Consider the following 22,558-nt stretch of genomic DNA (forward strand, 5'->3'; position numbering starts at 1 on the left):
CAAACGGCAGGCAAGGTTTGCGTACAATCCATGCCCCTCAATTGCCGAGCAGTTCGCGATCATTGCCGCCTGATCATTGACGCGAAAGCGTCGCGTGGTGACCGAAATCACGATTTGCGACAGATCCTGCGTTTCTCCAAAGGAAAAGCCCGCGTCGCCGCGGGCCTGCTGCAAGGTACATATTGAAGGATCAGGCTTTGTCGACGAGGTTCTTCACCGCGTCTTTAACCTGGCCCTTGGCGACCTGCGCCTTGCCCTTGGTTTCCTGGAGCTTGCCCTTCGCCTGTTCCTCGTGGTTGTCCACGGCCTTGCCGATGGCCTGGCGCGCCTTGCCGGCAACTTCGTTGGCGTTACCTTTAATCTTGTCCGATGTGCTTCCCATGTTCAGCTCCTTTGTCCGATTCACACGTGCACTCCGAGAGAGAAGCTGCTCATTGATAATTGGTTCCACTTTCCCGAAAGCCCGCCCGTCAAGCGAGGGTACGCGTGCTATGGACCGTGAACGGAGCCCCTGTTCTAAAATCGCGTAGCAGGAAGATCGACTCCAGATAGCGGACCATGTTCTAGATCTTCGTATGACCGAGCAAAATCTGGATGGCTCGCAGATTTACCGACGCTTTGTAGATAATCGACGCCTTGGTGCGACCCAGGGAATGGGTGCCGTATTCCTGGGGTCGAAGCCCGATCGCCTCGACCCATTCGTCAACGAGGCGGGCATACTGCCTTGTGCTCATGTGAGTCCGTGGAGAGCCCCGCGCGGCCATCGAGCATTAAGCTCGCGAGCGGTCTAAGGTTCCGTCAGTCGATTTCGATGATCTTCTTGGCCTGCTTCACTATCGCTTTCTGGCTACCACTAGGAAATTCTGGGCAAATCGAGCTGGGACACCAACTCGCCTGCATATCGTCTCGACAGGCTCGATCAACGTTTCACATAGCCCTGACAGCAGCCACCCGGGTCGCGGCAAAAACCCATAGCCGATGACGCGTTCGACGACAAACCCGCTGGACGCGAGCATCTGGCGATATGCGTGGATGCTCAACGTACTGCGAACCACGCGCCCCTGAAATCGGTTGAGACAGCGGCAGACCAACCCCATAGGAGAGGTTGCGTTCATGTGGACGTTCGAAATCAGCAACCCACCGTCGTTCAAATGCTCATGAATGGCCGACAGTGCGTCCCGCCTAAGAGTGTCTTCAGCGTTCAAGAAGAATCGAAAAGCTGTAACCACATCGAATCTTCTGGGAAAGGGGGGCAACCGTCAGATCGGCTCTCACCAGTTTGACGTTGCCCGGAACCCGCGCGCAAGCAAGCATGGATTGAGAGACGTCGACGCCAACGACCTCACCGAACAATGGGCCTGCAACAGTTGTGACGCGCCCCGTGCCGCACGCGAAGTCGAGGCAGCTGCGATCCGGCCCGCCAAGAGGCCTGAGAATGCTTTCGACCAGCGGGCGTTCGATCCCCGACCACAAGGCAGCATAGTAGCCGGAACGGAAGGTTTTGGTGTAATCTGTGCCGTAGCCTGGGGTCTGATGGCTCGATCGGTAATCGCTATAAGCGCTCTCCTCGAATGACCGGCCGGCCAACAAATCACCATCAGAACCGCCCATCAAAACAGCCTCCATTCTGGGGCTTGATAATACAATTCTCTCGTCCTGATTGATCCTCATGCGTTCGCATGACGCAAACCTTACAAAAAGTTATAGACGGGGCAGAATTCCGACTATGGCGGGATACGGGGGCAATTCAGGCCGCCCTTTCGCATAGTGGCCGCTTCAAAAGCTTCGTGGTTGCCTTAGCCCGGTAGCGACGATCCGTCAGCATACACTGAGTTCGTCCCACCTTGCTGTCAGTTCGTCGCTGCCCCGCTAACCTGCAATGCCGGTCCCTCCATTGTTCGCAACGACGCATAAAAACCAACCGGCTGCCTTCGGTCCAATTAGCTGTCCTACAGGTTTGCCGCAGTCAGACCCCAGGGATAGGGGCCAGCTTTTTCAGCCACAGCGATACGGCGGTGTCGAATTGTTTGCGTTCAAACGAATTTTGCGACGCCATCTTCGTATCCTCACCTGGTGATCGTGGAGGATATGATGGGATCGCCCGACCCATGCCGTCGAAATCATTCGCGAGAAGAAATGGACCGTCCGCGTAACGGCCTACGGCAACACGCTGACATTCCCATTCGAGGCTGAAAGTTACGCCCGCTCCTACGCAGACGGCCAGGCGTTCCGGCTCGGCATCGAGTTTGCGGAACGCAAGAAGTGCGCCTGATGATTACTTCTCGGAGGGCGCGCGAATCTCTTCGTTGCTGACGAAATAGTCGCTGGCCGCCGCCAGGACCGCCACGAAGGCGGCGCCGTATCGCGCGAAGCCGAAGGCCTCAGCAGCTGCAATCTTTGCACCGCGCTTGTGCTCACGGACGAATTTAGCCGCGGCCTCCCGAGCTTCGCCGGCAGCCTCGCCGAACAGTGCGCGCTCTTTGGCCGTTGGCTGAAAGGCCCGGCCAATGACATGGCCAACCAACACTCCTGCCGCCGAGCCGGCGATCATCTTGGCCCGATCGAGATTTGTAACGGCGCGACGGGTGCCAGCATGATAACCGTTTTGCCCTGCATGGGCATCTCCGCCGCTCGTCAATGTCGCCGGGGTTGCTTCGACGCGCCCAGTAGGGGCATTGCCGTCAGCACTCCTTCGTCCAGCATCAAAAACGGCGACTGCGCCCAATGCCACGGCGGCCGCTATTCCGCCATTCTCCTTGACGGAAGCCGAGATCCCCCCGAGCACCGCGGCGACTTTCTGTCTGGCGTAGTGGGTGGAAACGTCCGCCACATGTCTGGGTTGCAGCCGGCGGCTCACCTCGCTCACCGGGCCAAACAGAGCTTGCCGCTCGGCTCGGCTCTGCACCAGGATATCCCTGATTTCATTGCTGGGTTGAGCCATAGCGTATTCCCTGCTTCAAAGCCGCGAGGTCAGTCCGCACCTGATTGACCGTCTCGACGGGAGTGATGGTCCATCCGGTCAGCGCGCGCTTTGCTAGATAAAGGGACACCAAGCCTGCCCCGATCAAAACCAGGGCGACAACCAGACAGGCGAGCAGCGGGCCAATCCCTAAAAAGATCATCGCAAGGATGAGACACTGAACCAGGGCGAACGCCGCCAGCGCAAAAAACATAGCGGCGGCCATCCCACACGCGCCTGATGACACGAGCGTCGTGGACTTGGCTCGCATTTCCGCCTCGAGCAGACGCAGATCGAGGCGCATCAACGAGCCAAATTGGCTTAGCGCTTGGCCGAGCACGCTCCCGAAGGGCCGACGATCCATTCCATCACCCATGCGAATGATCCTTCTCAGGACCGATCGGAGCTTCGCATGATCCGCGTCAGAACCACGCCGGCGAGGATGCCGACGCCGAAAAAGGCGGCGGGCTGGCGCTGCGCGAATTTCGTGACGGAATCGAGCAACTCGCCAACGTTGCGGTCCCTGATATCGCTCGAGATACGCTCGACACCTTCGGCGGCACTGCGCACCATGCTTGCGACCTGAGGCGATTGCTTTTCGATGCCGTCCGCCGCGTCCTTCACGGAATGGGCGATATTGGCGATAGCGTCGGCGCCCGCCGTCTTGTTGGATTCGACTGCGTCCTTGAAGGCGCCCGCGGCATCAGCGGCGACAGACCCGGCATAATCCTTTGCATCGCTCGACACTGAGGCGGCGGCATTCTTCAGATGCGACGCGGTCTCCGCCGCACTTGTCTTGAGCTTGCCCAGAGCTTCTTTGCTGGTCTCGGCACGTTCAGCGCCCTCGTTGCCTCGCCAGCCATTCTCGTTGGCAATACCTGGTCCTGTAAAGTCGTCTGTAGTTGGCGTGTCCATGATATTTCACTCCTGTTCCTAGGAATTGAACTTCGCTACCCTCAAGCGGTTCCTGCCCCCGACGAATAAAGCATTCGCTGCTGACCCGATCACCGCTGCGGCTGGACGCGATCGCCCGACTCTCATCTGCCCTTTTCGGCCAGTCGCATCGCTCATCCTTGACCTGCATCAGCGTGGCGTGCGCTAGGCTGTACGTCGGAACGCGTCCACGAACGCTAGTTGACGGCCAGTTGTAGAAGCGCGCGACGCTGGCTTGCCATCGCGATCTCGACCGTGCCAACAGCTAGCTATCGAGACATGCGATCGACTGGATCCGCACCTCGGGGATCAAGAAGTGATGATGTCGCCGATTGGCCGGTTCCGCACGGTTTGCGCTGAGTGCGAAATCGCTCGTAGCGTCTGGCAGGTCAAGGACAGTGTCCCGCCGGGACTTAGGCACTAGGGTCGGCCTGGCCCTGATGGCGGCTGGCGCGAGCGCAATCTTTGGAGGGGTCGTCAGGTCGCCGCCGCCCGTTTGAAAACGATGGTGACCCTCGTCCCTTCGTTGGCGCTGGATTTGACTTCGAATTGCGCTTTGGCGTTCTCGCTCAAGGAGCGCGCGATGAGAGCGCCGAGCTTGCCGGGCTTTGGCCATGTCTCGCCCTGCGGCAAACCAATTCCGTCATCGGCGATAGTGATGCGGCATCCATCGCCATCGACCACGCTGTGAAGCAGTATCGTGCCGCCTTCTCGCCCCTTGAAGCCGTGTTTGAGCGCATTGGTCAGCAGTTCGTTCACAACCAGCCCAGTCGGCATCGCAACGTTGATCGACACGGGATAAGTATCCACCTTCATGTCGAGGCGTATGCCTTCGACCGCATGACTTTTCCCCCTTCTATCGGTCGAGCATCGGCTTTGACCGCATTTTCAACATGCTCGAAAATGCCAGCCCTCCGCAGACCACGGATAACTGGCCGCCTTACGATATCGCCAAGCTCGGCGAAGACACCTACCGCATTGTCCTGGCCGTCGCCGGTTTTGCGGAAGACGAGCTTACGATCACGCATCAGCCAAATATGCTCGTGATCGAGGGCGCCACGACAGAGAACGACGAGGTCCAGTACCTCCACCATGGCTTGGCGCTGAGGTCGTTCGCGCGCCGATTCGAACTGGCCGATCACGTAACCATTGTCGGGGCCAAGCTCGAAAACGGTTTGCTGGTCATCGACCTCAAGAAAGAAATCCCTGAAGAGATGAAGCCGCGCCGTATCGAGATCAATGTCGAGACCGACAAGAAGGCGGCGTCCAAGCGCATTGAGAACGCGGCGGCCTGATATTCGGCGGCTGGCCGGCGCCCAGACCCGTTTCGTCCGGTGGTTAATGGCCGGCGCCTCGAAGGACGAAAGGAGAAGGACAAATGAGCGTACGTGACTTGATACCTTGGAGCCGCGGCGGGAGCCACGCCCCGAGCGTCTATCGCGGTGATGTGGATCCGTTCCTGTCGCTGCACCGCAATGTCAACCGGCTATTCGATGAGATGTTTCATGATTTTGACACGCCGTCGGTGCTCAGCCGTTTGGCCCCTCGCAGCGGCACTTGGCCAAGCGTGGAGTTCTCGGAAACCGATCAGGAAATCCGGGTCACGGCCGACATGCCTGGTCTCGATGAAAACGACGTCGAGGTCACGCTCGATGATGGTGTTCTGACACTTCGCGGCGAGAAGAAAGCCGAGACCGAAGACAAGGATCGCCAGTTCAGCGAACGCTATTATGGGCGCTTTGAGCGGCGGTTCGGTCTCGGTCGTGAGGTGCAAGAGGACAAGGTGGCGGCCACCTTCAAGAATGGTGTGCTCACCGTGATATTGCCGAAGACCCACAAGGCCCAAGTGAGCGCCAAGCGCATCGCTATCATTGGCAATAAATGAGGTCGCGGGTGGGCCGGTGCTCGTCGAGCCCGGCCCCCGCGGATCGCCAGCATGGAAAAATAACGTCGATAACCCTCAAAACCCAGAAAGCCGCATCATGAGATTCGCTTCAACCCAATCGGAAGGAGTAACAAATGGCCAGTCTGGCTTTCCTTGCTCCAGTGCCGGTTAAGACCAGTGACGTGATACACGACATCAACTCGGTTCGGGAGGCGCTCGTATTCCTGAACCAATGGCCGAAAGCCCGTCGGGACCGGCTATATGCCGGCGCCTTGAGAAGCTGCAATTCCGCAATTGCCGGGCAAATGCCAGCCGAAGAGGCGCGGCAAGCATTTGTCAGCTTTGCCACAATGGCAGGGGTGCTGGCACAATCTGATCGTTCCGCATCGGCCGGAGCCGATGAAAGGAAGTCCGTTGCTCCGCGCGAGTCCTGACTGCCCGCTTGTGCACTCGCGCAAGTTGTCGGCTTGGTCCAGCCGCAGGACGGCGTACTCCCGCTTGCCGGCTTGACCCGTATGAAGACCAACCAGGCCGTCAGTTGTCTGCCGACCGAGGGCTGACCAGTTGGAGCACTGGGCGTGGGGTCCGTTCCTCGCCAACCTCAACAATCGGCAGCGCGACAAGGTCCGGGGGATTGGTCAACCGGGGCTGCAAGAAAAACGGATGCAACCCCTCTCCGCGTGGCGCTGCAAGTTCATGAAATTGCAACAGCGATAGCTTCATGGCGCTATTCCCGTATATCTTCACCTGCAGCGGCAACGTCGCAGAATGGCGCTCGTTTCATGCCGCTGAAGAAAATCTCACCAGAGAGACTGAAACCGGTGCACGATGAGGATATCCGGTCGGTCCCTGCCAGGCCGGTCTAGCTCCTGTTCGCGAGCGCCTCGAGAAATGACTTCCGCCATTGTGCCGCGTCATTGCGCCGGATGCGTTCCATCAGGGCACCGTGTCTTGCAATTCTTTGCTCGAGCGGCATGGCCAGCGCTTTTGCTATCGCGTCAGCAACCTCGTCGACCGCATAGGGGTTCACGATCAAGGATTGCGCGAGCTCTTCAGCCGCGCCGGCAAAACGCGACAACACGAGGACCCCGGGATCGGCTGGATCCTGGGCGGCTATGTATTCTTTTGCGACGAGGTTCATTCCATCACGCAGGGGCATGACAAGCCCGACCTGACTGGCGCGCAACAGACCGGCCAGGCGCGAGCGCGGAACGGTGCGGTGGATGTAGCGGATCGGCGTCCAGGTGAGATCCGCGTATTTTCCGTTCACCGAGCCAGCGGTTGCCTCGAGTTGTGCGCGTATTTCGGCATACGCTCCAACCTCTTCTCGCGTGGGCGACGCTATCTGCAGATAGGTTGCCGCCCGCTCGTGTTGGGGGTGCTTTTCGAGAAGGCGCGCAAAGGCCTGCATGCGGCCGGGCAGTCCTTTGGAGTAATCCAGCCGGTCGACGCCGATGATCTGCTTGAGACCAAGAATCTGGCGGCGCATGGAATCGATCTGGACATCCTCTGCCGCCTCGTTTGCCATGCGTGCGAAGGCGTCGACATCGATGCTATCGGAAAGCTTCTCGACAGGACGGTCCGGCCATTGCTTTGGGCTACGCCGCCTATGTCGAAGGTGGTCGAACCTGTCGCCCGAACGGAGCGCCGAAAATTCGTTACGTCCGACGCGGTCTGGAAACCCAGCAGGTCGTATTGGAGCAGATCACCGATAAGTTCTCCATGGTCAGGCGTGGCGACAAACAGGTCCGGCGGCGGGAACGGTATATGGAGGAAAAAACCGATCCGATTTTCCAATCCGAGCCGCCGCAACGCCGCAGCCAGGGGGATAAGATGATAGTCGTGAACCCAGATCAGGTCATCATTGCCTGACAGCAAGCGCGCGAGCGCCTGGGCAAAGCGCGCATTGATCTGCCTGTACGCGTGCAGAAACTCGCTGCGGTGCTGTACGAGGTCGAGCCGATAGTGGAAAAGCGGCCACAAAGCGTACTGTTGGCATAGCCGTTGTAGTAGAGCGAATACTCCTGCTGCGGCAGCGTCAGTGCGGCCGTCTCGATCTTGCCGACGCGTTCGAGGTGGATGAGCGGTTCGTCGCTCGCGGCTGAATCATGGTGCCCTTCGCTTGCCCCTAGCCACAGCCCTCCACGCTCGGCCAAGGCGTCGAGGATGCCCACTGCAAGCCCGCCGGCTTGTGCCAGATCGCGTACGTTGCCGAGCCGATTCGAGACGACAACCAGACGTCGCGATCTGCTATCATTGGTGGTCTGTCGATCGCCCAACGCGGCCTCACGCTCGGCTAAATCGCAAACCGTCTGCGAAGCCTCGTTATGGGTTTCGTTCGGTGGCTGCAACACGAGAAAATCCTGAGCCTGAAGATCGCCTGAGAACGGTCCGCCCATGCGATTGTTCCACGCAATTCGTTCCGTCCCTTCCATGGATGCGCCGCACCCTAACGCAGACCTCAGCCTGCCCTTGAATTGCGGCCAGCCCTGGCTGCGGATAGCGAGACGCCAAGGCCAGGAGCGCTCACCGGCTTTCAGGGTTTCGTTGGCTAAATCGTCGGGCGCGCGAAAAGACCCTAGTCATCCCCTGCCAATGTAGGCGGCCAGTTCGTCCGGCGTCCCATTTGGGAAAGCCTGTTTTAGAAAGTCCAAGAACGCCGACACTCGCGCGCTGAGCAGCCGCCGCGATGGGTAGAGCGTCCAAATCGAGATTTCGGGACCGTCAATATCCCCCCAATTCACCAGTGTCCCGTCAGCCAAGTCGTGGCTCACCAACGAAATGGGAAGACGTCCTGCACCGACGCCGGCTCGCACGGCATCCCGGACCATGATGAGCGTTGACAAAACGAGGACCGGCTCGATTGTAATCGTTGACCGGCCACCGGGTGTCTTCACGTGCCATGTTTGCAGTTCGCCTGCCCCGCGCGCAACGCCAGGAGCGGCACGCTCACCGGTCGTGCGAGGAAGGTCGGGGCTCGCCACAACAACCAGACGGTCGCGGAGAAACGCCCGTCCGACCAGGCTTTCGTCGGGATCTGGGTTGACCCGGATTACCAGATCGTAGCCTTCCTCGATCATGTCGACAGGCCGGTCCTCAGTCGTCACTTCAAGCTTCACCTCCGGATACTTAAGGGCAAATCCCGCGGCGATCCTCCCCATTGCTGTCTGCGAAAAATGTAAAGGTGCGCTGATCCTTAATCTCCCCTTGGGTCTCTGAGCGCCCGAGGCAATCGCCGAAGCCGTCTCGTCCAGTTCGGCAAGCAACGCCCCCGTCCGCTCGAAGAGCGCTCGTCCTTCTTCGGTGAGCTTCAGGTTACGCGCACCCCGTTCAAACAGGCGCAGATCAAAACTGCTTTCCAACTCTCCAACGCGCCGGGACAGCGTTGCCTTGGGCCGGCCGGTGGCCCTTGCCGCTTTGCCGAAGCCACCATGGCGGGCAACGAGATTGAAATCGGCGAGCGCAAGAAGATCCATCGGTGTTCCACCAGTGAGACGGTGCGTCTAAAGTTTCCGTCTATTAGGCTCTCAGTGAGCCACACATATTGGAGGTGTCAAGCAACCCAACAGGAGAAATTTCATGACCATTCTCGTTACCGGCGCCACAGGCAATATTGGCCGCCAAGTCGTCGAACACCTCGTCAGGCACGACGCTGATGTCCGTGCTCTCGTCCGCGATCCGTCGAAAGCCAGCTTCCCGGCAAGCGTATCCGTCGTGCAAGGCGACTTTCTCGATGTCGATTCGCTGCGTAAAGCCATGTCAGGCGTTTCCACCCTGTTCCTCTTGAACGCCGTGGTACCGGACGAATTCACCCAAGCGTTGATTGCGCTGAACGTCGCCCGATCGGCCGGCATCGAGCGCATCGTCTATCTGTCGGTGATCCACGCTGACGTCTATGTGAACGTGCCGCATTTCGCGGGCAAGTTCGGCGTCGAGCGAATGATCGAGCAGATGGACTTCAAGGCTACGATCTTGCGCCCGGCCTACTTCATCCAGAACGATCTGATGATCGAAGACGTCATCACCGGCTACGGCACCTACCCAATGCCGATCGGCGCCAAGGGTCTCGCCATGATCGACGTCCGTGATATCGCCGAGATCGCCGCCCTAGAACTGCTGCGCCGCGAACAGTCCGCAGAGCCGCTTGCGCTCGACCGGATCAACCTCGTCGGTCCGCAGACACTGACTGGGACGGATATCGCTGCCATCTGGTCCGACGTGCTCGCCCGCCCAGTCACCTACGGCGGCGACAATGCAGAAGGCTTTGAGCAAAATCTCAAGCAGGTCCTGCCCGCCTGGATGGCCTACGACATGCGCCTGATGGGCGAGCGCTTCTTCTCCGAAGGGATGCTGCCCGAGGCCGGGGACATCGAACGCCTGACCGCGCTCCTGGGCCGCCCACTGCGCCAGTATCGCGACTTCGCTTCGGCAATCTCAGGAGCCGCCTGATAGGAGAAAAGGGAGTCGAAAGGATCATCCCACGGATCTTTTCAATGGACGATGCGGCGACAAATCCGAAGCCGAACCTCGCGTCGACGCGTTAGCCGGATCGATCCAGCAACGCGCGCACGGTCAAACGCTCGTTGCGTTTGACCGCCCTGATCGGCCAGACCAGGCCCTGGCAGGCATCAGGGACCCACTTCTATCTCAACGCATGGGCCTGGGAAGTTCGCCAAGGACGACGACGGAACAAACTTTCCCCAAACTGGTTGAAAAAAACATGATTGGAATCGGGAAATGAATGCCTCCAGCATCATCACGCAAGCCGGTACGCTGACCGCGAGGCCATGGGCATTTCTGATCCTGGTGTCTACGCCGTGCTGTGGATTATTTTCGAACGCAGCAGCTTTGATTGGCACGGCGCCGCGACATTGGCCACTTGGGCGATGACCCTTTTCATAAAAAGAGCAGAACATCGGGACACCCAGGCCATACAGTCAAAATTGAACGAACTGTTGCGTGCCAACAGCGCGGCCAGAGACGAACTGACACAGATCGACAAGAAGGAACCAGAGGAAATTGCGCGCCAGCGGGACCAAGCGAAGATTGGCATGTAAAGGCGCCTTTGCTCAATCACGATCACCGGCGGTTAATAATCGTCGAGGGCCGGCACGGCCCCATGACGGCGGACGACGCCTATCTTGGGTGGCAGCCGCTCGATGCCCTGGCGAGAAAATCGCGCTATCTAAATCACGGGGCCGCGTTTGCCATGCCGAAATCTGGCGACCTCCGCCAACGAACTGGATTGCCGGCAAATGCCCTAAGTGTGGCGGGAAATCTTCAGCCATCCGGCGCTACCGATGGGTTGCCCTTTAGGCTTTGTAGGCCCGCACCACTGGCATGGCGATGCGGGCCCGGCCAAGGCTTCCCGCCCATGGCCAGCAGCGCGAGGGGACGCTGCCGCCATATGTAACTGGTTGTGAAAAATCAGGTTCCGCCCCGCACCTCAAAAAGGCCCGCCACCGATCGGCAGCGGGCAGGGTCTGGAGTGGCTAGGGATCAACCCAGCACGACGTCAACGAGCAGCGTTTCGTTGCGTCTGTACAGCGCGAGGGGCCGGGGGTAACCGCCTCGATGCAACCATCGCCGTGACGCTCTTCTACATCCAAGGCAAAGGTTTCAGCGAGGCTTGTCGTCCAGCGCGTAAAGCAAGGCCACCGCGGAGTTTGCCGCCGCAATCCGAAGGCTGGCAGCTGAGATTGAACTGCCGGTGAATTGAGCCCAATTGGCCCGAATGACCGACGCGGGGAGGGGAATGCCGGTGAAGCTTGCCTCAGTCCCACGTCGGCCACCACGGCTTCTTGAGGGGTTGCCGCCTGCCAAATCTACAACACCCCGAACGGCAGGCAACTCGTTGGTTGAAAACGTACAATGCGCGGAAGTCCGGTAGAGAGATTTGGCGGACCGAAGGCCAGCGACGAGATTATTGGTCAGGTCATCGGGCGTTAAGCGGTGCGGGACGTCTGAGCTGGGCATGCCGGCCGCAAAAAGGTCTTCAACGTCATCATTCTTTGTCATTCTTTGTCGGGAAATCCACCAGATTCAGCCCTTCCATTGGATGGCAACTGGAGCTCGGCCTGCCAAAGCGGGAGGAACCGGCGGACCTGTAGGCATGTTAAAACTGAAACGTGTTTGCATCTATCCGGCGGAGACCGCATCGATGAGCATTCTACAAACCACCAGAAAAGCGATCGAGACCATCACCGGTTTCGCAACACCGGGCAAAGAAGAAGTCGCCGCCTTCGTGAGGCAGCGAAAATCGAATGAGTTCCGGTTTGATGACGACGGGCTGGTGCCCAATCATCCATCCTGGCCGCTTGTTATTTATCGCGGTGCGGTGAAGCTGCCGGAGGGGCTTGATCCGGCGGCCGTCATGGAGGTGATTTTCAAAACAAACGGTTGGGGCGATAGCTGGCGAAATGGCATCTATGACTACGTCCACTACCATTCGCGAATACACGAGGTCCTGGGGGTGGCGCGCGGGACGGCCAAGGTTCGGTTTGGCGGCAAGAAGGGGCGGACGTTGAAGGTGAAAGCCGGCGACGTGGCGATTCTCCCAGCAGGGACCGGGCACCAATGTCTGTCTTCATCCGATGATTTTTTGGTTGTAGGCGCATATCCTCGGTTCGGCACGTACGACGAATGTACTACCAAGGATGAGCACGATGATGCGGTCGCGACGATCCCAACCGTTGTTCGTCCTCGTAAAGACCCCTTATATGGAAGCAAGGGTTCCCTGATGGCGAGTTGGAAGCGCTAAGGTCTCGGACCAGGAGAACACGTCTTGAATGGCAGCGGGCGACCGCAGCCGGCAAGCACGTCTGCGCAAGCCTGGCTTCTCGCGCGATGATGTTGGCGTTCACCAGATTCGCGGGGGGCGCCATTGAATCCCTTCGTGCGGACAATTTCCTCGAACTGGCTGGTGATGTGCTGAAAAAATCTTCGCGGATGATGTACTCGGCCCATCATCCGCCCAATGTAGAGAAGGTGCAAAGCCCGCAATTGAGGGGTGGGCATCGGCGTCGCCCCATTGGAAATGTGCTCTAGAACCATGTCAAGTGCCTGAATGGCTGGCTCTTTGTCGCGGTATCTGGCCGCAACGATAGGCTTCCATGCCACCACGCCGCGCCCTTCATCTTCGCCGTTGTGGCGAAGTTGAATCCAGTAGCGGCCTTCTTCCCGTGAAGCTGTTTCATGGGCAATGAACGGCTCGACCTTGCTTTTATCAAAGACAGAAGCAAGGCGCTCTATTGCCTTCTGCATAGCCGCAGGAATGACCAGCCCAGTCATTACGGCGGGGTTCGCTAGGAGCTTGAGCGCTGCGACTCTGCGATTTCCTTCTAACGCAATATAGCGCTTCGGCTTTTCGGTCACCTCAAGGACCATCATCTTTTCGATGGGACTAAGGCCATGCTCGACAATGCTTTCGGCCAATCGGACCAATTTTGTTTTTTGGTCTCTAACTACCTTTTGCAGCGCTTCTTGCTGCCCGGCTGCATGTGTAATTCGAGGATTATCGGTATCGAGCACAAGATGCTCGATCCGCAATGAAACGTCTGGCATTTTTCTGTCCCCCCATAAGTGGAGAGACGATACGAACCCCGGCCGATCACGTAAAGAGAGCCGCCAAATTTTCTTTGGGCCGGCATTCCGTTGTCACGTATATAATTGCGAATACAATCCTCCCGTTACGGCGAACCGCATAAGCTTGCGGGAGAACGCCAATGGCTACAACCAAACCTTCCAAACGATAGCTTTCCTGATGGCTGCGGAAGCCCTGCACAAGAGCATCGTGAAGCCGCCCATATCGCCACACAACGCGTGTCCTGCATGAAGCGTTGTTGAAGCCATCCGGGAAAGTGACAGGGCAGGAAGTCGAGCTCATTCGCTGGTTGGGTGGCGGTTCTGCCTAGCGATTTGAAAGGCCATTCCCAACGTCAGGCAATCACAACTCCGTAAAAATCGTACATTCATTTTTGTTGAGAGCCGATGACAGAGGTGTAAGATTTCCCCCGTCGCCCGGCTTGATCAGAACGGCCGGCGTGGGCCTGGCCGGTCATCCATCCTGTGTCAACCCGAAGGCTGGCCGGGCCTTCCTTCTGACCTCAAAAGGCTTTAGGCGAGTTCAGTATCCTAGCTTCACGCACAAGTGAGGCCCAGTTGTTGCGCTCCAAGCAAGGCGACGAGCTCGCGAGCCTGAGCATCGGTGATCCCGGTGGCTTGTACTAGGCGACGCACGACCACGCCGCCCACTGTTTCTGGCGGCCTGTCTACACCGTCAACCATATCGGTATCCTCCGGTGAGCCAACGGGACCGGGTGGTTATGGTTCCGCGCTACCCCGTTGCAGCCAAACGGCCCGGCATCCTTCGGGCGCGCCGCACGAAGGAACCGGGCCTCGCCGGTGCTCGGAAACATGCCGGCTACCAGCAAAGGCAGCTGTAGCGGCCCGCTAGCCAGAACAAACCCTACGAATGAAGGACATATTGCAATTGGCTAATGTAGCGAAACGTCCAATGCACAAGACAAGAACCAAAACGGTAATACCGGACTTTAGTTTGCCTGGCGCAAGACTTTAATCCTACTGTTTTATATTATGATCTAAACTCGATACGCTCGAGTTAGAGCCGGATCGCCCAGGATCAATAGCAGAATGGATTTGGGTAGCTATGGTGTGAACGCGGAAGGATCGCACTCGGCTTCCTCGTCCTGTTCACCCCAAAGTCGCCAGTGGGTAGGCTTCACATCCACTAAGTAGCCAGTTGTCACGTCTTTCTACCCGTCGACGGCGCGCCTGCACGGGAATACCAGGGAGTGCATTCCGTCCTCGTCCAGAACGGCCAGTTCCAGGCTCCGAAACAAGGGCGCACTAAGTATGGTCTGCCACATTGCAAAACGATGCGCTCTGTCGCCTCCGCCGGCTTTGATTTCACGCAAATCTTTAAAAGCCCACAGCGGCCGACGCGGACAATGTTAGATCATCATCGCTCCGTTGATCGGTGCGGCGGGGCGAGTTCCCCCGCCGTGGATCGGGTGACCAGCCTTGATCGGCCCGCTCACCTCTGGCCGAGAGAGCGCGGGCTTCCATTTTCGTTAAGGGGTAGGCATGGTCGAGAAGAGGGAGACAACCTACATCGGCAGCCGCCTGCGGCGTAGGCCAACAGGTTTAATTGCGAGCTGGCTTGTAGAGGGATAAAACAATTAGGCGGGGAGGACTCCGAGCCCCACCGCAAACGGTGCGGGTGCCCGAAAACCCCCGATGCCCCACCCGCACCGGCCATTCCCTCAAAGGTTGGCTACAGCCGATCGAAATCAGCAAGCCCGAGACGTATTCGTTGACCCTCTGCGAAGGCTAGTGCGAACGACTCCAATTCAAATGATCGGGTTAGTTCTTCGTCGCCATAAACCACACGGACGAACCACTCTCCGCAGGCTTCCATCACTTCAACGCAAGGATTGACGACCTTGCCGTCAGGCGTCACGCTATCCATCGCAAGCTCCTTAGAAAGCAATGGGAACATCCATCTTACAATGATCGTCGCCAATGGCCCGGCTAGCCTTCAAGTTGGCGCAGGGGAACTAGCCGGGCCTTCGCCGCCCGTTTGAGGAAGGCGGGCGACGAGTAAATCCTAGTCTCCCGTTGTCTCCTTTCAATAGAATGTACGATTTTTACCAATTTGTAATGCCCGGCTTGTCGTCCCAAGCCCCCATCGCCCTAAAACTGCTTCCCCTGCGCGTATCATGGCCCGAGCGATGGCAAGCTGTGTTTGCGTCCTGGCGCTCTCTTTCCGGGTCATGTTGTCGGCCGCGATCAGCCGCATTCGCCGCGCGACCAGCCGGCTTCCAGCATACAGTCGACGATGACTTGGAGGCCGGGCTCCGCGCCTCCTGGCAGTCGATGACGCGGTCGGGATATTCGTCCTCTTCTCTTGGTCGACTAATCATCTCGCCGCCGCCAAATGCCTGTCGCCGTGTTCGCGATGCTCGAAACAGAGCCAACGTGATTTTCGATCCGTCTATTTTGCCGCGGCGCCGCCGGTTTTGTAGCGCGGCGCATAATTGTGTCCGATCTCTGCTGACGCCGTCAGCCGGTAGGGACCGATGGATCTCCGACCATGTCAGCCTGCTGCGGGCGAAGATGGATGCCGAATCCGATGATCTGGTAATCAGTGAGTCAGCGCCGAAACAGTCCTTCAGGGCTCAACGCCCGGCGCGGCAGCGCTCAATAACAAATGATGTAAGAAGCGGAAAATTTCGTCGGGAACAATTTTAAAAGTCAGCCCTTTTTGGCCCGTCAGGTCAAAGGAGGCTGCGGATGGAACGTCGTAAGGTTGATCGCGAAAGGATAGAGAGAGCAGATCGAGAAAGCAGGCTCGTACTTGATGCAGAGCGGCAAGCCAGGGAGGCAAAGACCGCCCGGTTAAGGGAACAGCGGCTCAAAAAAGTGACTGAGATTTTGGTGGCTGAACTGAACCGGCCGGGTGACGTCGAGCCTCCATGAGCGTCTGTTCGCCCTACAAGGCCGCCCGCTATCGGGTTAGTTCATCGACCACGCGGACGAACCTCTCTCCGCAGGGCTTCTATCACTTTAAGCGCCACATGACCGGGGTGCTGTCGAATCTCAATGTGCGACAGCGCATTGAAGCGCCGCTCATGAGGCGCGACCGTGAAAGGTACCTGTTTTTGGTGGCGCTTGGAGACCGGCACCAAGCCAGGGAATCGGCGGGCGGCGATACTGGCGAGATCGACATAAATTGCGGTGCGGTGTCCGTCATGCTTTTCGATCAGGGCCAACGTTTCCACTCGCGTCATTTGGCCAAGCTTCATCAGAAATTCAAACTCGTGCTTTGGTATCGACGCCGCCAGGCGTTCGAGCTTCATCTTTCTGCTTTCACGTCTACCAAGCATTGCACGTCAGCGACCAGCGGGTCGAGGCTGGACAAGTCCTACGTCAAAATTAGTTGGCAAATCTAAGTATTTCTTCTCAAACGCGGCTGTTTTCAGCGGATCCACCGGCAAGATAATCACCATTCGCGCCATCGGCTGAGACCCGAATTGTTTTCCGGAAATTAAGAACATTATTGCCAGAAGACCTATTAGCAGAATAGTGGCGAAGGCATTAGCGATAATCTCTCCAATTTGCACACCGCTCTCCGGCACTGATGACTCGACCGTTTGCCCGCCGCTGAACTTTCAGACAGCGGCATGGTTCCTGGTCGCAGACTTCAGTCGCACACTGATTGGACCAAGGTCCCATGAGGGAACGTCAAGTGCCGTAAGATGCTTATTTGTCCATGGGCACAAGCGGAGCCGAACTCTTCGCCAAATCGGTCGCACGGGACCATCCATCCGATGATCGCGTGGCGGCCATCCATAGCGCAAGTAGGATTCTAAAGGCCGAGAAGGCGGAGGCGGCCGCGAAGTCTGAGCGGGCAGAGGCCACAACGCAAGATGGAATCCCAAAGGTTGTCGACGACCAACACGGCTTATTGGACAATGAAATTCCCAATCCTAATCCGCGTTATCGTTGCTGCCTATCACAGCGACTTTTTCCCCGTCCTTCTGCTCCTGACAGGCTACATGCTGTTTGCGTTCGCAGCGGCTCTCATCCTGCTGCTATGGTTGATCGCGCACCCTGCATAGAACCAATCGTTTGTTCCTCAAGGGATTTTCCGGCGCGCATCATGCCCGAGCGATTGCTAGCTGAGGCAGCGATTTTTGCGAAGACAGGTGGTCCTCCACCGATCTATCGCGCCGTCTTAACGATCCAGCTCAAACCAGGCTGTCGTGCTGTCATCGCGATGCGTTACCCTGATCCATTCGCCCATGTCAGGCTCATCGCCGGGCGGGATTGTCACTGGTCCCCATATCTTCGCAGCCTCGACAACGTTCTCAGCCAGTATTGCGGCGCGTTTCACCGCTTTGCCGTCGCGCACCAACTCGACGGTGAACCTCTGCATCGATCAGGCCTCCCGGCGCGATCCTATCCCTAATCAGTCCGAGGGAAAACTCACCGCCGTGAAAACGAGCATGGAACGTCGCGGCGCTACGCAAGTTCTAAGGCCGCACATTCACCTTGGAGGACAGGCTATGGTCAAGCGTCGAGAGCAACAGGCAGAACTGACACCCGCCGAGGCGGTGGACCGCATCTGGAAACTCGCCGAGGAAATCGACATCTGTATGTTTGTCACTTGGGACGGCCAATACAATCGTGCCCGTCCGCTCTCCGCCCGCGTCTCCCGAGAAGAAAACGCCATCTATTTCCTCGTCAATGATCACAGCGCGAAGAACAAGCAGCTTTCGACCTATCCAAAAGTGACATTGGCCTGGAGTGACAGCAGGCACTACAAGTACGCCACCATCTCCGGTTCCGCTGCGGTAACCAATGACAGGAAGAAGATTGCCGACCTCTGGGAGAAAACCGACGCGGCTTGGTGGGACAACGCTGACGACCCCGAGATTCGACTGATTACAGTCAAACCCGACGAAGGCGAGTTGTGGGACAGCCCCGGATTGGTCGTTGCTACGGCAAAAATGATGTTCGCGGCCGTCACCGGCTCGAAGCCAGACGTGGGCGACAACGCCAAAGTCGACCTGTGATTGTTCTGCCGGTTGTCAGCTCTTGCTGGAGCCCCGGAACACAAACGCCGCGACGAAATATACAAGCAGATCGGGCAAGAAGCACCGTCATGAAAGCTCTCCCGTTCGGCGATTTGGCGGCTTATGGAGGTCCCGCCAGTTGCGCACTTCTCCAACTTCTTAGCGGCGACCAAATGCGCGATTGGAAGTGTCCATCTCTAAGACCAGCAGCGCGCGCGGCAAGATCCACCCCTGCGGACTGTCATTATCGGGGGACGCGCGCAGCCCCTTGCGGCGGATCGTCCGCTTTGTTGCACCTTTCCCGGGGCCAGTCATGGCGCCATTCCTCCATCGCTAAGCAGCCGATTGAAGCTGATGGTCTTCAGGGAAGGAAATCCCGAAAGCCGGAAACTTATGCAGGGCGGTCATTTACCGGGCGGAGGCTCCGACGCCTGAGTCGAGCAGGCACGGGGCCATGCCAAGTACATATTGGCCGGTGAGGGTGAGCTGTGGCCCGGATCGACCATGCGTCATGCGCGGCGGATCGCTTCCTGCTCTGCATAGTTTCATATGGCGCCCTTCGCCGGGGGCGGTCGGTCCCGCATCCCGCCTCACGGCGGCGCCATGCTGATGCTCCTTCGGCCGCCCTGTTGAACCGGTCTCAGGGCCACGAACGTGCTCCAGCACCGAACTGACTTATTCCCGCTGACGGACATTTCGGTGCTTCCGCCTTGTACGCCCTTTTTCACATTGGTCGGGAGAGCAGGGCTCTCCCGACGGAGAGTCAGAGGAGGGGCCGGGTTTTCCGCGACGGGTTGTAAGCGAGAGGAGAGGCCTTCGGCGCCCGTCGCGGAGAACCACGATGTCTGTTCGGACCAATCGAACCCATGCCGTCGCCGACCGGTCGAACCTCTACGACGAGATCACCGGCAAGATAATTGCCGAGCTGGAAGCGGGTCGTTTTCCTGGGTTCAGCCATGGGGGACGTCCGCGGCAAAAGCCGCGCTTTCCCTGCCGCAGAATGCCAGCACGCATCGCGCGTACAGCGGGATCAACGTGCTTATCCTCTGGGGCGCCGTCGTTGAACGCGGGTTCTCAACACAGAGTTGGACAACCTATCGACAGGCTTTCGCGCTCGGCGGGAACGTCCGCAGAGGCGAGCACGGGACAACGGTCGTCTATACGCCGAGGACGGGATGAAGATCGCTCAGCTTGAAGCATTTTCCGTCGGCAAGGACCATGACCGACAGGAGCAGGTCTGGGAGGCGATCAAGACCAATTGGTCGAAAGAGCCGTACCAGATCCGCCGCATGCTGACTGAGAATACGGTCCGCGCCTCAGACAAGCGGGCCGTGTTCGTCGGTCTGGAGCGCTATGAGGCGGCGGGCGGCGAAGTGCTGCGCGATCTTTTCCAGTCGGACGATGGCGGGTGGTTGCAGGACGTCTCGCTGCTTGAACGGCTGGTCACCGAGAAGCTGAGGCGGGTATCCCACGATCGGGCGTCTTCCTGACCAATGCGGTAAAACATTTTAAATTCGAACCTCGCGGCAAGCGACGGCTTCACCTGCGGCCGAATGTCGGCGAGATCCAGCGCTGTAAATGGTGGCTCGATCAGGAACCGAAACCGGTGGCGCCGGCGGCATTGGTCGCCATGGGTGCTTCGGCAGTAAGAAGCCTGTTTGGCCGACCGGTGCCGATCTCTTCCCTGAGGGGCATAGTTTCACGGCTGGAGAACGACCTGCGCTGCTTGCCACGATCCATCCGTCATATCTCTTGCGCATACGCAGCCCCGATGACCGAGCCCGTGAACGGCTGCGTTTCGTCAGCGATCTCAGCCGCGGTTGGGAAATGGCCGCGTCAAACATCTCTGAGTGATGCTGATCGGCGATGCCGGGCTCCAAAGTTGCCTCTGAAGAGGAATAACATAACGGCCGAGCGAGCCGATCTTGAAAAGGAACCACTGGTCGCTCCGTGGCTTATCTACAGGAGGCCGACGACGTTTCCAAATTCGGTGCCGACACGCCGATGAAACGGCAGCCCAGCCGGAGGAAATCGTGCCGGCCTATGTCTTTTAGCCTCGCCGCAGTGCTCGAGCCATATCGCGGGTGAGATCTTGCCGATCGTCGGCGGCTATTGAGGAAGGGGGCGAAGAGGACGGTCCGATGAAGAGGAGGCCGGGATGAGATTTCTAATCATCTTGCCAATTAGCTTGATGCTTGCGGCGGCGGAGCCCGCGGACGCTCAAACCGAACAGCAGAGTCAGCAGGACCCAGGTCAGCCATCCGGGCAGGTCGACAAATGCCAGGTCCAGACCGGAAATAACGGCCAACAGCAGTCTGGCCACAAATCTCTGAGTAAAACGCTTGACGATTGCGGCGGCGTCCTCAAGCCGCCCGCCACTGGCGACCAGGGCATGACGTCGCCGCCGCCCGACGAAGGCAAGACGCCGATCATCAAGCCCGGCGAATTGCCAGCCCAGCCCCCGAAGCAATGAGAAAGTGGAGAAGTTCGCGTGAGCGGACGACCACCGATATCGGACCGGCATGGCTGCATGGTGCCGAAAAAGTTGTCTGCGCCTGTGCGACGCTCATCTCACCGGCGAGTGCTGCTTCTGCTTGCTCGCGCGATGAATTCGAGTTGCCCTGCCGCCGGGACCTTTGCCTTGCCTGTGGTCGGCTTGTTGGAATGCCGAACTTTTCGGCTTCTTGCCCTTGCCGACTCCTCCACCGTCAGGCCGGATTTAACCGATTCCGGCGCCTCTTTCAGAATATCCTCGCCGGGGCGGGCCGCCGCATCGTCGGACTTTATCAACAGCCAGTTGTCGCGCTTCTCGCCTGCGCGAGGCTTCAGCCGCACCAGATGCCAGAGGCCGTGCAGCTTGTGCCCCTTGAGCTCGAAGTCGATATGGCCTTTCTTCATCGCCTTGGCCGGATCGATCTCGGGAACCCAGGTGCCCTCGTCCCAGACGATGAGCGAGCCGCCGCCATACTCGCCCTTGGGAATGGTGCCCTCGAACGGCGCATAGTCGATCGGATGATCCTCGACGTGTATCGCGAGCCGCTTCTCATGCGGGTCGAGGCTGGGGCCGCGCGTCACCGCCCAACTCCACAGCACACCGTCATGTTCGAGGCGAAGGTCGTAATGCAGCCGGGTCGCCGCATGTTCGTGGATGACGAAGATGCCGCCCGCCTTGCCCTTCTTGCCGCGCGCGGCCTTGCCGGCCGGCTCGGCGGTTTTCTTGAAGTCGCGTTTGGAACGATACTGTTCGAGACTGGCCATCGGCTTGTGTCCTCACGCCGATTTGCGCCTGGGCGCGCCGGCCTTCGGCTTAGTGTGCTTTGCCGACGACCTGGCTTTGCCTGACGATGACCCCGCATCCGCCGACAAGCTCTTCTTCAGTGCGTCGAACAGGTTGACGACATTGGAGGGCTTGGGTGGCGCCTTGGCCTTCGGCGTCTTCTTGCCGGCCTTCCTGGCGCGGATCAGCTCCAGAAGCGCATTCTCGTATTTGTCCTCGAATTTCGAGGGATCGAACTTCGCTTTCTTCTTGTCGATGATGAGTTCGGCAAGATCGGTCATCTCCTGGTCGGTCTTCACCGCCTTGATGTCGCCGAACGCGGTGTCCGGCTGGCGCACCGTGTTGTCGTAGCGCAGCGTCGTCAGCAGCATGCCCTTGCCGAGCGGTTCGATGACCACGGGACGTTCCCGGTTGTGGAGCACGATGCGCGCGAGTCCCGCCATTTTCTTGCCCGCCATGGCATCGCGGATGACCGCAAATGCTTCCTCCGACACGTCGTCGGCCGGCGCGACATAGTAGGGCGGGTCGAGATAGATCTGCTGGATCGAGGATTTGTCGACAAAGCCGTCGAGCGCCATCGTGTGCGAGGACTCGATCTGGACGGTCTCGATCTCATCCTCTTCGATGTGAACGAAGTTGCCGTCCTCGATCTCGTAGCCTTTGATCTCGTCTCCATCCTCCAAAGGCTTGCCGGTTTCGGCATCGACATAGATACGCTTGACGCTGTTGCCGGTCTTGCGGTTCAGCACCCGGAACGAGACCTTCTCGGTGTGGGTGACGACATTGGTCAGTTCGACCGCACAAGTGACCAGCGAAAGCTTCAGATAGCCTTTCCATGCCGGGCGCGGTGCCATGACAGACTTCCTCCGCAATGAGATCCGACGTGAGAACGACTGGAACGCGTT

At 58.7% G+C, this 22,558-nt stretch carries 23 protein-coding genes and 9 pseudogenes; 14 read left to right on the plus strand and 18 right to left on the minus strand.

Annotated elements, in window-relative coordinates:
- Positions 1-190: 190 nt before the first annotated feature.
- The 7 genes and pseudogenes from CKW40_RS38780 to CKW40_RS38810 all read right to left on the minus strand — a co-directional run.
- Positions 191-382 (minus strand): CsbD family protein, encoded by a 192-nt coding sequence (locus tag CKW40_RS38780; RefSeq protein WP_095204952.1) that lies wholly within the window; start codon positions 380-382, stop codon positions 191-193.
- 184 nt (positions 383-566) lie between these two features.
- Positions 567-737: pseudogene (locus CKW40_RS38785) on the minus strand (tyrosine-type recombinase/integrase); the annotation flags it as partial.
- 457 nt (positions 738-1,194) lie between these two features.
- Positions 1,195-1,611 carry a class I SAM-dependent methyltransferase gene (locus CKW40_RS44975; protein ID WP_244571472.1) on the minus strand — a complete coding sequence of 139 codons (417 nt, stop codon included), beginning with the start codon at positions 1,609-1,611 and terminating at the stop codon, positions 1,195-1,197.
- A gap of 664 nt (positions 1,612-2,275) precedes the next feature.
- Positions 2,276-2,941 (minus strand): hypothetical protein, encoded by a 666-nt coding sequence (locus CKW40_RS38795; protein ID WP_095204930.1) that lies wholly within the window; start codon positions 2,939-2,941, stop codon positions 2,276-2,278.
- Positions 2,922-3,335: a phage holin family protein gene (locus CKW40_RS38800; protein WP_095204931.1), complete on the minus strand. Its 414-nt coding sequence runs from the start codon at positions 3,333-3,335 to the stop codon at positions 2,922-2,924. The genes CKW40_RS38795 and CKW40_RS38800 overlap by 20 nt, the downstream gene beginning before the upstream one ends.
- A gap of 14 nt (positions 3,336-3,349) precedes the next feature.
- On the minus strand, positions 3,350-3,874 hold the full coding sequence (locus tag CKW40_RS38805) for a hypothetical protein (protein ID WP_095204932.1): 525 nt from the start codon (positions 3,872-3,874) through the stop codon (positions 3,350-3,352).
- A gap of 495 nt (positions 3,875-4,369) precedes the next feature.
- Positions 4,370-4,738: pseudogene (locus CKW40_RS38810) on the minus strand (ATP-binding protein); the annotation flags it as partial.
- 47 nt (positions 4,739-4,785) lie between these two features.
- Here CKW40_RS38810 and CKW40_RS38815 point away from each other — a divergent pair.
- The 3 genes from CKW40_RS38815 to CKW40_RS38825 all read left to right on the plus strand — a co-directional run bounded on the left by CKW40_RS38815 (position 4,786) and on the right by CKW40_RS38825 (position 6,211).
- Positions 4,786-5,187 carry an Hsp20 family protein gene (locus CKW40_RS38815; protein WP_244571473.1) on the plus strand — a complete coding sequence of 134 codons (402 nt, stop codon included), beginning with the start codon at positions 4,786-4,788 and terminating at the stop codon, positions 5,185-5,187.
- An 83-nt stretch (positions 5,188-5,270) separates the two neighbouring features.
- Positions 5,271-5,777 carry an Hsp20/alpha crystallin family protein gene (locus tag CKW40_RS38820; RefSeq protein WP_095204934.1) on the plus strand — a complete coding sequence of 169 codons (507 nt, stop codon included), beginning with the start codon at positions 5,271-5,273 and terminating at the stop codon, positions 5,775-5,777.
- Between the two features lie 134 nt (positions 5,778-5,911).
- Positions 5,912-6,211: a DUF982 domain-containing protein gene (locus CKW40_RS38825; RefSeq protein ID WP_095204935.1), complete on the plus strand. Its 300-nt coding sequence runs from the start codon at positions 5,912-5,914 to the stop codon at positions 6,209-6,211.
- 428 nt (positions 6,212-6,639) lie between these two features.
- On the opposite strand, the pseudogene CKW40_RS45810 reads toward CKW40_RS38825, so the two are convergent.
- From CKW40_RS45810 to CKW40_RS38835, 3 genes and pseudogenes are all read right to left on the minus strand, one after another.
- Positions 6,640-7,706: pseudogene (locus CKW40_RS45810) on the minus strand (alpha,alpha-trehalose-phosphate synthase (UDP-forming)).
- Positions 7,631-8,176 carry a hypothetical protein gene (locus CKW40_RS44990; RefSeq protein WP_244571475.1) on the minus strand — a complete coding sequence of 182 codons (546 nt, stop codon included), beginning with the start codon at positions 8,174-8,176 and terminating at the stop codon, positions 7,631-7,633. The pseudogene CKW40_RS45810 and the gene CKW40_RS44990 overlap by 76 nt, the downstream one beginning before the upstream one ends.
- A gap of 183 nt (positions 8,177-8,359) precedes the next feature.
- The gene (locus tag CKW40_RS38835) at positions 8,360-9,253 is read right to left on the minus strand and encodes a LysR family transcriptional regulator (protein WP_095204936.1); all 894 of its coding nucleotides are present in this window, start codon (positions 9,251-9,253) and stop codon (positions 8,360-8,362) included.
- 103 nt (positions 9,254-9,356) lie between these two features.
- Between CKW40_RS38835 and CKW40_RS38840 the strand changes: the two genes are divergently transcribed.
- The 3 genes from CKW40_RS38840 (at position 9,357) to CKW40_RS38855 (ending at position 12,537) form a co-directional block, all read left to right on the plus strand.
- Positions 9,357-10,226 (plus strand): NmrA/HSCARG family protein, encoded by an 870-nt coding sequence (locus tag CKW40_RS38840; RefSeq protein WP_095204937.1) that lies wholly within the window; start codon positions 9,357-9,359, stop codon positions 10,224-10,226.
- 338 nt (positions 10,227-10,564) lie between these two features.
- Positions 10,565-10,834, plus strand: coding sequence for a low affinity iron permease family protein (locus CKW40_RS38845; RefSeq protein WP_342202969.1), 270 nt, complete (start codon positions 10,565-10,567; stop codon positions 10,832-10,834).
- A 1,103-nt stretch (positions 10,835-11,937) separates the two neighbouring features.
- Entirely contained in the window at positions 11,938-12,537 is a 600-nt protein-coding gene (locus tag CKW40_RS38855; RefSeq protein WP_095204939.1) for a cupin domain-containing protein, read from the plus strand.
- On the opposite strand, the gene CKW40_RS38860 is transcribed toward CKW40_RS38855, so the two are convergent.
- Complete coding sequence (locus CKW40_RS38860) at positions 12,534-13,340, minus strand: ParB N-terminal domain-containing protein (protein ID WP_143748478.1); 807 nt, start codon at positions 13,338-13,340, stop codon at positions 12,534-12,536. The genes CKW40_RS38855 and CKW40_RS38860 overlap by 4 nt on opposite strands.
- Before the next feature lie 161 nt (positions 13,341-13,501).
- Here CKW40_RS38860 and CKW40_RS46100 point away from each other — a divergent pair.
- Positions 13,502-13,690, plus strand: a pseudogene (locus CKW40_RS46100) (hypothetical protein).
- A 1,382-nt stretch (positions 13,691-15,072) separates the two neighbouring features.
- Here CKW40_RS46100 and CKW40_RS38875 read toward each other — a convergent pair.
- Both CKW40_RS38875 and CKW40_RS46105 read right to left on the minus strand, forming a co-directional pair.
- Positions 15,073-15,267, minus strand: a complete 195-nt coding sequence (locus tag CKW40_RS38875) for a hypothetical protein (protein WP_095204953.1) — start codon at positions 15,265-15,267, stop codon at positions 15,073-15,075.
- A gap of 228 nt (positions 15,268-15,495) precedes the next feature.
- Positions 15,496-15,721: pseudogene (locus tag CKW40_RS46105) on the minus strand (hypothetical protein); the annotation flags it as partial.
- Between the two features lie 370 nt (positions 15,722-16,091).
- Here CKW40_RS46105 and CKW40_RS38885 point away from each other — a divergent pair.
- Entirely contained in the window at positions 16,092-16,277 is a 186-nt protein-coding gene (locus CKW40_RS38885; protein WP_095204941.1) for a hypothetical protein, read from the plus strand.
- 41 nt (positions 16,278-16,318) lie between these two features.
- Here the strand turns inward: CKW40_RS38885 and CKW40_RS44190 are convergent, their stop codons facing one another.
- The 3 genes from CKW40_RS44190 to CKW40_RS38895 all read right to left on the minus strand — a co-directional run bounded on the left by CKW40_RS44190 (position 16,319) and on the right by CKW40_RS38895 (position 17,736).
- Positions 16,319-16,657, minus strand: a complete 339-nt coding sequence (locus CKW40_RS44190; RefSeq protein ID WP_179298275.1) for a hypothetical protein — start codon at positions 16,655-16,657, stop codon at positions 16,319-16,321.
- Positions 16,658-16,690: 33 nt separating this feature from the next.
- Positions 16,691-16,936, minus strand: a complete 246-nt coding sequence (locus CKW40_RS44195; protein WP_179298276.1) for a polymerase — start codon at positions 16,934-16,936, stop codon at positions 16,691-16,693.
- Between the two features lie 599 nt (positions 16,937-17,535).
- A complete protein-coding gene (locus tag CKW40_RS38895; protein WP_095204943.1) occupies positions 17,536-17,736 on the minus strand; it encodes a hypothetical protein in 201 nt (66 codons plus the stop codon).
- A gap of 130 nt (positions 17,737-17,866) precedes the next feature.
- Between CKW40_RS38895 and CKW40_RS38900 the strand changes: the two genes are divergently transcribed.
- The 6 genes and pseudogenes from CKW40_RS38900 (at position 17,867) to CKW40_RS38925 (ending at position 20,849) form a co-directional block, all read left to right on the plus strand.
- Positions 17,867-18,376, plus strand: coding sequence for a pyridoxamine 5'-phosphate oxidase family protein (locus tag CKW40_RS38900; protein ID WP_095204944.1), 510 nt, complete (start codon positions 17,867-17,869; stop codon positions 18,374-18,376).
- A gap of 841 nt (positions 18,377-19,217) precedes the next feature.
- A pseudogene (locus CKW40_RS38905) lies at positions 19,218-19,546 on the plus strand (ArdC-like ssDNA-binding domain-containing protein); the annotation flags it as partial.
- Positions 19,534-19,836 (plus strand): annotated as a pseudogene (locus CKW40_RS38910) (DNA-binding protein); the annotation flags it as partial. The pseudogenes CKW40_RS38905 and CKW40_RS38910, both read left to right, overlap by 13 nt.
- 26 nt (positions 19,837-19,862) lie before the next feature.
- A complete protein-coding gene (locus CKW40_RS45815) occupies positions 19,863-20,384 on the plus strand; it encodes a uracil-DNA glycosylase family protein (protein ID WP_369333064.1) in 522 nt (173 codons plus the stop codon).
- Positions 20,339-20,492 (plus strand): annotated as a pseudogene (locus CKW40_RS45000) (short-chain dehydrogenase); the annotation flags it as partial. The gene CKW40_RS45815 and the pseudogene CKW40_RS45000, both read left to right, overlap by 46 nt.
- A gap of 42 nt (positions 20,493-20,534) precedes the next feature.
- Positions 20,535-20,849, plus strand: a complete 315-nt coding sequence (locus CKW40_RS38925; RefSeq protein ID WP_095204945.1) for a hypothetical protein — start codon at positions 20,535-20,537, stop codon at positions 20,847-20,849.
- A gap of 131 nt (positions 20,850-20,980) precedes the next feature.
- Here CKW40_RS38925 and CKW40_RS38930 read toward each other — a convergent pair.
- Positions 20,981-21,634: pseudogene (locus CKW40_RS38930) on the minus strand (DNA polymerase ligase N-terminal domain-containing protein); the annotation flags it as partial.
- A gap of 12 nt (positions 21,635-21,646) precedes the next feature.
- A complete protein-coding gene (gene ku / locus CKW40_RS38935; protein WP_095204946.1) occupies positions 21,647-22,507 on the minus strand; it encodes a non-homologous end joining protein Ku in 861 nt (286 codons plus the stop codon).
- Positions 22,508-22,558 lie beyond the last annotated feature (51 nt).

Source organism: Mesorhizobium carmichaelinearum (assembly GCF_900199455.1).
In the GTDB taxonomy this organism is placed as follows: domain Bacteria; phylum Pseudomonadota; class Alphaproteobacteria; order Rhizobiales; family Rhizobiaceae; genus Mesorhizobium; species Mesorhizobium carmichaelinearum.